Below are 7,801 nucleotides of genomic sequence, written 5' to 3'. Positions count from 1 at the left end.
CAATGCCATCAGACTTAATTTCTCAACACCTTCCGATGAGCAAATTGTGAAGGGAATCGAAATTCTGGGACAGGTTCTGCACAAATTCTGATTGGAGGCACATTTCATGAATCAACGTTTTCGGATCACTCGATCCATGCAAGAAGATAACGCGGAGCAATCCATCTCTTTGGAAGAGTGCAAACAGTATTTTGCATCCAAGCCGGACTTTACGTACTCACCCGTCCTTACCGTCCAAGGACCTGAGAGCGTCATGTCCATCGATGGGGATTTCTTCATGTGGAAGTACGAGGACCTGCAGATTCCATTTCGTCTATATATGGGAGATCTGTATGTTGCCATTGTCAATGAAGCTGTCGTTCCGCAAATGATTGAGGTTGCAACGGATTTGCGGGCCGATGTGGTTGAAGGGTAAGCATATAAGTGTCGGGGGAAGCCGCCAATCTGGCGGCTTTTTTTGCTGTGAAGCTATTCGTTAATATGCTTATTGAAATATTCAATCGATGGGGGAATTGACGCTCAGGACCTGTTCATGATAATTTATATAAATCACAAAAGCCTATAAATCCAATGAGGGAAAGGGGTTTTATGCAATGTCGTCGATCGTGCTTGCTGCCGCTGAAGATATACGAAGCAAGGATTCGGAACTTTTAATCAAGGAGCTAAGCGAAGAACTGGGGTTATTATATGGCGGCGATGGGACGGCAGGATTTCAGCTATCCGACGTGGAGAGACCGCGAGCGGCCTTTATTGTCGCGCGTTTGGATGGATATCCGGTAGGCTGCGGAGCCATCAGACCCCTTGATGAGACATCCGTGGAGGTCAAGCGCATGTTCACGCGTTCGAATTTCCGTCGCAAGGGTGTGGCTCAGGCCATTCTGGCCGAAGCGGAGCGCCTTGCGCTCGCATTCGGTTACACCAATCTAAAGCTGCAGACTGGCCCCAAGCAGCCTGAGGCGGCGGCCCTATATGAAAGAGTTGGGTACTATCGGATACCGATTTTTCACGGGGACTGGGATCAGGTACTTGCCTATCAGAAAGATCTAGTGCTAAGTGCAGCCCACAGAAACGAGCATTCCTCATTGAACGCATAGATAATATCCTTGTATAACAAACGAACCGAAATCTCTTGTCAGTCATCAGAGATTCCGGTTCGTTTTTTTGTGTGAAAAGCCAATGGAGCTAAGAATATTTAAATTTCTTTACTCTTTTATAACGGAGGCATTTACAGCGTCTTCCATCTGATTACTGTAGGTACGGAATAATCCAAGGCGCCAGAAGGCAGCTCCTTTGAGATCATAACGTTTGGCAAGACCCAGTTTGTCATCTATAGAAGATGAAGTTTCACTATTTAAGCTGATACCGAGCAAAAGTTTTTGCTTGGAAACGCCAGCATCTAGCGCGAGCTGAATGGCCTTATCCACAAGACTGTTCGGCTCAGGGACCTGCGATTTGGTACCGACAGGATTATATTGGTAAGCCATAATGATGATGTCGTCTGCCAACGAAGCGAGCGTTTTGTAATCATAACCTTTATACGCACTATTTAATGGGGGGACGGCCAAGGATAGAGCGATGTCTTTAGGCAAGGAATCCTTCAATTGCTTGACGTAATTGTTCAACAGCTTCTGTTGCTCTACAGCGTCCAGCTTAAAACCCAGTCCTTCAAAATCAAGAACAACGCCTCCAAAACCATTTTCAGCTATGGCAGTAGTTATACCCTCAATGGACTTCTGACGCATGCTACTATCACTCAGCACCTTGGTCAGTTCTCCATTTCCATCCAAAGCATAAACCATGAGATATGGTTTAATGCTCTGATTTGCTGTATCAGCAACGATGGATTGAGGTGTAACGTCACCGGCAGCAGCAGGGAGTTGATACTCATTACCCTGAAGCGTAAATTGACCTTCACGATCGATGCGACTCCAGCCAAAAGCGACGGAGTTCATGGATGACACCAAATCGATTTCCTTATAGGATTGCAGTGCATAGAAGGCTCTCAAATGCATTTCACGCTGAGGTGAAACAAGAGAAACGGTACGAGTTGCCTGGTTCCAGCCTACACCAACACCGAACTGACTACTGAACGAACTAAGTGGAATAAGCACACGACCTTCTCGCTGAACCGGTGGAGCTGCGAGCTTCACTTTTTCTCCATTAACGGTTGCTGTGGTGCTTCCCACTTGAAGCAGGACTTCCGTCGCCTGACCTTTCACATTTCCAATCGCTTTTACGGTTTGCGCCTTGTTGTTCCAAGTAATGTTAATTCCTAGGGCTTCGCCTACTGTCCGGAACGGTACATAGGTAACACCTTTGTCAATCCGAGGGTCTGCATCGAATTTCAGTGGAACATCATCCAGCACAACCGAAATGGCGGGTGCAGCATAGGCATCGTTAAGGTTTGCAGTGGTTCCGAGCAAGGAGATGGCAAGAAGAGTGGCAGCAGCTGTCTTTCCTATTCGTGTATGTAACATGTTTTGTATTCCTCCAACTCATTGAATATAGTAGAATTGCATCTCATCTGAAAAGTAATCTATCACAAGTTAGTATAGCAAAATTTTCATAGAGTTCCAATTACAAGATAAGATGGACGAAAGTAAATACGCAAAGAAACGGAAATCCGAACAATTTTCGCTTATTTGCGCATATTCGCATTTCCATTTTTTAATTTAACGGGGAATGAAAGCGGGGGAAGTCGAGTTCTCATTTCAAAGCTACATTATTACTCATTTTATTATTATCGGTAGCAAGGTTTGCTGCTTCTTCCTCTGCTTTGATGATCGAGATATAACCGAGTATGTCCCCGATCACGTTTAAGGTAAGTCCAATTTTAGCTAATTCCAAGGAAGTTAGCTCCTCGATCATCAGGTTATTTCTTTTGCCTTTGGCCACAACGTCACCCCGAAAGTCAATTTTATTTCAACATATGTTAATCATGCTCTGTGTACTTATGTATCCGCCTAATCACAGGATTAAACGGGCAGTGAAACCAGGTGAACGAGTTCCAGATTATGTAGTAGCCTTGTTGGGTCTTCGTACAGAAACTTCGAAAAGCCGGGTACAGCTGATTATGGACATGGCCCGGAAAGATAAATTGTCCATTCTTGAACTGGGTCGGAGGCTGATAGGGGCCAGAGGACACATGCAGTTTGTGGGGACCTATGAACAACTGGCCGATTTGATGCAGCAATGGTTTGAAGAATACGGTTGTGACGGATTTAACATCATGCCGCCAGTTCTGCCGGGAGATTTAAATGAATTTGTGGATTATGTAGTTCCGATTCTTCAAGCAAGGGGACTCTTCCGCACGGAGTATACGGGAAGCACACTTCGTGATCATCTTGGGTTGGATCGTCCAGGCATAAACCATTTTCAAAAAGAGAACACGATAGGTAAGACCTCCATAACAATATGAACAAATTAAAATGATTGGGGGAAAGAGCCATATCGTTGAGGTGCAAGCTTTAGCGATCCCCGTTCAAACCTGTGTTTTCAATCTCTGATCTTCCTTTATTGAAGAAAAAGAAAAAGTAAAAAAGTCGCCTATTGGCGGCTTTTTTTTGGGTTTAGGACGATATAAGTTCTTTTTTTAGATAAAAAAATTCATCGTCTTAAAACTTTTTTAGACTTTCGGCTGTCTAACATGCGAAACAACATTCAAAGTAAGCTTTATAATAAATGCGGCAATAATCAAACTATACAGTCGCAATGGGGGTGGACAAACTGAGCAAGGTGAGTACAGCATTAACTGAACAGCAATTCAGTGAACGTCTGGAGGCATGTAAAGAAAAGCTTTATCGCTTCGCGTTCTCTTATGTGAAAAATGAACAGGAAGCATTGGAAATCATATCCGAGGCATCTTATAAAGGTTTTCTATCTTATGAAAAAGTGAACAGTCCAGATTATTTTGAAACCTGGATGACCCGGATCGTCATCAACTGTTCCCTTGACCACATCAGACGGAAGAAGAAATACACGTATATGGAAGACAGTACAATACCATTTGCAGCCCAGGAGAGTTCCATGGGTCTTGAAGAACAATGGGATCTATACGAAGCACTTGATCATCTGCACCCCGAAGACAAGGCGTTTATCGTTCTGAAATTTTTCCAAGATCAGCGATTCAAGGAAATGGCGGAGATACTATCCTTGCCGGAAAGCACGGTAAAGACCAGGTTTTATAAGATCTTAAACAAACTCAAAAAACATCTAACCAAGGAAGAGGTTGATTTCACATGACAGGGAAAGAACGATATGAACAGATAAAAATTCCATCCGGCCTTTCCGGAGTAATTCAGCAAGCTCGCCAACGTGCACGAAACCAGAAACGAAGAAAAATGATAATCTGGCGTAGTTCCTCCCTGGTTGCCGCTTGTGCTGCGGTGATGATAACAGCGAACGTACCAGGTGTAGCCAAGGCGTTATCCGATGTGCCTGTTATCGGTTCCGTCGTCAAGATTTTGCAAGTTGGTGGCGGTGGGGAGCGGACAGATGGTGTCTCGGTTACCACAACCCAAGAATCGGATACGCTTAACATTCATTTTCAAATTGATGGTGAACAGATCACCTCTGCTCCATCGTACACCGTTGATCATAAAGAAGGACCGAACCGCTTGATCTTCACCTTCAACGGGGTGCGTAATCTGGATTATGCCAAGCTGGAGAATGATATTAAAGCACTTAAAAATGTAAAAGATGTCTATCAAAATATCATTTTGGATGATTCCGCAATTGGCTTTGTGGTGGAGCTGAAAGATCATGTGGATTATTCGGTATCAGAGTATCAGCAACCAGGGTATATTCAGTTGAAGCTTTCTTCCGCAGAAAAATCAACGCAATCGCATGAACTTTTCTTCGTCCGGAGCGAAGACATGGAGCAGGGCGAAGCTCTGGCTATGTTAGCTGAACAATATTCTGCCGACGGCAGCAGCGTTGTGCAAACCAAAAACGGGACATTCACCGTCGTTATGGGTGCCTTTGAGAATCGAGCAGATGCAGAGAAACACCTGAAAGAATTTACTGACCGTGAGGACTACAGTCAACAATTACATGTTGACAGCTGGATGAGTAATGAGAATCCCCAATAATTACAGAAGCCTGCCCTAGCGCAGGCTTCTTCTTGTAGACTTCATTTCCAGATTCCCATGTCTATCGTATTACTACGAGTCGCCATATTGGCGGCTTTTTTGTTATATCCATAAGATGCAATTTGTAATCTTACATCGTTGTCAGTTTTGTGTAAGTTTAATCGATAGGAGCTGAAGTAACCCTAATATACACTTAAAACAATTCAACGCACTACATTCACACCTTAGGAGGCCAAACAATGAAAAGTAAGCTAGTTGTGCTATGTGGCAGACAATCGGTTGAACATGGCCGTTCATTGAAAAGTGCATATGCGGATCTTATGAAAATAGTGATTAGAAAAAAGCCATTTATTCGGTGGAGGAGATCATACGGATGTACCGTGATACTTGGGCTGAAATAGATTTGTCTCAAATTCGCGAGAATGTCATAAAGATCCGCAAATTTCTACCTCGTTCAACCAAAATAATGGCAGTTGTTAAAGCGAATGCATACGGCCATGGAGATATCGAGACGGCCAAAGAAGCAGTAGAGGCAGGCGCAGATTATTTAGGAGTTGCCTTCATTGAAGAAGCGATTCGCCTAAGGAATGCCGGTTTGAAACAATCAATTCTTATTTTGACTCCGATTCGGCCCGAACTTGTACTTTTGGCTCTTGAACATGATTTGATGCTTACTGTTACACAGGCGTCATGGTTTCAGGAAATGAGAAAATACAAGCCTGTTCATACCCTGCATAAGCTATATGTGCATGTGAAAATGGATACTGGACTTGGGCGAATCGGTATACGCACCAAAGAAGAGTGGGATGAAATGGCTCCGTGGCTGAGAGCATCGGATGTAGTAGTGGATGGGTTCTATACCCATTTCGCCACAGCAGGTGAGGCAGACAACCGTTATCTACAGCTTCAGATTCAACGCTTCCTGGAAATGAAAGAGTGGAGCAGTATGTCACGGATTCCAATCAATCATTATCACTGTGCGGGAAGTGTAGCAGCACTTCGATTCCCGGAATTGTGCATGGATATGGCTCGAATAGGAGCTGCAATCTATGGCTTTTATCCGGAAAAACGAGTACCTAACATCCAACTAAAGCCGGCATTCAGTATGCACAGTAGATTATTACAAACGAAAAAATTAAAAAAAGGCGAATATGTGGGCTATAACAATGCTTATCAAACAGACTCAGATCAATGGATCGGAACAGTGCCTATCGGCTATGCCGATGGATGGTCGCAGAGAATGCAAAATACGGAGGTGTTGGTGGAGGGGTATCGTGCAGAAATTATAGGAAAAATCTCCATGGATCAATTGATGGTCAAGCTTCCGATGTATTTTCCGGAAGGATCAAAGGTGACCTTCATTGGCTATTCAGGTGAGCAGGAAATTCCGATTCAGGAACTGGCAAATCATATCGGTGGTGTCTCTCAAGAAATAACGAGTTCCATCACGGACAGAGTATTGCGAATTTATAAAGAAGGTGGGGAAGTTCATCATGAAATCACGGGAAGTCGTACAAAAACATATTGAAATCAGCGTAAGTAACGAAGAACGATTTCAAGGGCACTTAGTGTTAATAAATTATCAAAACCCAATCAGAAGGCAAGTACAAGTCCATCAACTAGAGTCCTTGGATTCCTTGCCTTCAATAAAGAAGTTAAATAAGGAGATGCTTCTGGAGAAGCAGTGCTTCAAACAATTTCATGCTCTACTTAAGGCTTGTGAGGGGATGGATGAAATTGTCGCCGTCAGTGCATATCGAACAAAAGAAGATCAATCCCAAATCTATCAAGATTGTTTGATAGAACAGGGTTCCGATTATACTTCCAAATACGTAGCCTTGCCTGACCATAGTGAACACCAAACAGGGTTGGCTATCGATGTGGGTAAATTGAAATCGAATATCGATTTTATTGCTCCTTCCTTTCCGGATACGGGCATTTACAAGTCCTTCAGACAACATGCCATACAATTCGGTTTTATCCTTCGATATAAGCAAGAAAAAGAATCAATCACTCGTATTGCTTATGAGCCCTGGCATTTTAGATATGTAGGATACCCCCATTCCAAAATCATGGAAGAAAACAATCTATGTTTAGAGGAGTACATCGATTTTGTACGGCAATATCGGTACTCTGAAGAGCAGCTCACAGTTAAAGAAAAGGACATGACAATCCAGATATATTATGTTCCCGCGGATAAAGGGACATCTAGCCATATCCCTATCTTGAGATGTGATTTTTATCGCATATCAGGAACGAATCGTGAAGGATTCATTGTTACGACTTTCTCCAAAAATTAAGTTATAGCAATAAGAATTATTTAGTTTCATATCACAATTTAGGAGGCTTAACGATGGAGAAGAAGTCGATTGCGGTATTGTTTGGTGGTTGCTCAGGCGAGTATAACGTATCTTTAAGTTCAGCCGCTTCAGTAATTGAAAATTTGGATACTGAAAAATACAATCTTGTGTTAATCGGAATTACACAGGAAGGTTCTTGGCTTAGATATAGTGGAACGGTTGAGGATATTCGTAATGACCGATGGCATTTGCATCCGAGTTGTATCCCATCCTTTTTCTCACCGAGCAGAGAGGTCAAAGGACTCATTGAACTTGTCCATACGGAATATCATGTGACACCGATTGATGTTGTATTTCCGGTGCTTCACGGCAAATACGGCGAGGATGGGACCTTGCAAGGGTTATTGGAAC

At 43.2% G+C, this 7,801-nt stretch carries 8 protein-coding genes and 2 pseudogenes; 8 read left to right on the top strand and 2 right to left on the bottom strand.

Annotation, left to right across the window (positions count from 1 at the left end; all coding sequences use genetic code 11):
* Positions 1-106 precede the first annotated feature (106 nt).
* Positions 107-415, top strand: a complete 309-nt coding sequence (locus AMS66_RS18800) for a hypothetical protein (RefSeq protein ID WP_053782254.1) — start codon at positions 107-109, stop codon at positions 413-415.
* A 178-nt stretch (positions 416-593) separates the two neighbouring features.
* Entirely contained in the window at positions 594-1,094 is a 501-nt protein-coding gene (locus tag AMS66_RS18795) for a GNAT family N-acetyltransferase (protein WP_053782253.1), read from the top strand.
* Positions 1,095-1,202: 108 nt separating this feature from the next.
* On the opposite strand, the gene AMS66_RS18790 is transcribed toward AMS66_RS18795, so the two are convergent.
* Positions 1,203-2,477 (bottom strand): stalk domain-containing protein, encoded by a 1,275-nt coding sequence (locus AMS66_RS18790; RefSeq protein WP_053782252.1) that lies wholly within the window; start codon positions 2,475-2,477, stop codon positions 1,203-1,205.
* 229 nt (positions 2,478-2,706) lie between these two features.
* On the bottom strand, positions 2,707-2,895 hold the full coding sequence (locus tag AMS66_RS32795) for a hypothetical protein (RefSeq protein ID WP_236703512.1): 189 nt from the start codon (positions 2,893-2,895) through the stop codon (positions 2,707-2,709).
* Between the two features lie 109 nt (positions 2,896-3,004).
* Between AMS66_RS32795 and AMS66_RS18785 the strand changes: the two are divergent.
* The 6 genes and pseudogenes from AMS66_RS18785 to AMS66_RS33930 all read left to right on the top strand — a co-directional run.
* A pseudogene (locus tag AMS66_RS18785) lies at positions 3,005-3,418 on the top strand (nitrilotriacetate monooxygenase); the annotation flags it as partial.
* Positions 3,419-3,735: 317 nt separating this feature from the next.
* Positions 3,736-4,242, top strand: coding sequence for a sigma-70 family RNA polymerase sigma factor (locus AMS66_RS18780; RefSeq protein WP_330219333.1), 507 nt, complete (start codon positions 3,736-3,738; stop codon positions 4,240-4,242).
* Positions 4,239-5,090, top strand: coding sequence for a hypothetical protein (locus AMS66_RS18775; RefSeq protein ID WP_053782250.1), 852 nt, complete (start codon positions 4,239-4,241; stop codon positions 5,088-5,090). Before AMS66_RS18780 ends, AMS66_RS18775 begins: the two co-directional genes overlap by 4 nt.
* Positions 5,091-5,463: 373 nt before the next feature.
* Positions 5,464-6,618, top strand: coding sequence for an alanine racemase (alr, locus tag AMS66_RS18770; RefSeq protein WP_053782249.1), 1,155 nt, complete (start codon positions 5,464-5,466; stop codon positions 6,616-6,618).
* Positions 6,584-7,390: a D-alanyl-D-alanine carboxypeptidase family protein gene (locus AMS66_RS18765; protein ID WP_082350783.1), complete on the top strand. Its 807-nt coding sequence runs from the start codon at positions 6,584-6,586 to the stop codon at positions 7,388-7,390. Before alr ends, AMS66_RS18765 begins: the two co-directional genes overlap by 35 nt.
* Positions 7,391-7,443: 53 nt before the next feature.
* A pseudogene (locus AMS66_RS33930) lies at positions 7,444-7,801 on the top strand (D-alanine--(R)-lactate ligase); the annotation flags it as partial.

It is taken from the genome of Paenibacillus xylanivorans, from assembly GCF_001280595.1.
GTDB lineage: Bacteria > Bacillota > Bacilli > Paenibacillales > Paenibacillaceae > Paenibacillus > Paenibacillus xylanivorans.
The sequence above is the reverse complement of the archived record's forward strand: the minus strand, read 5'-3'. Positions and strand labels throughout refer to the sequence as shown.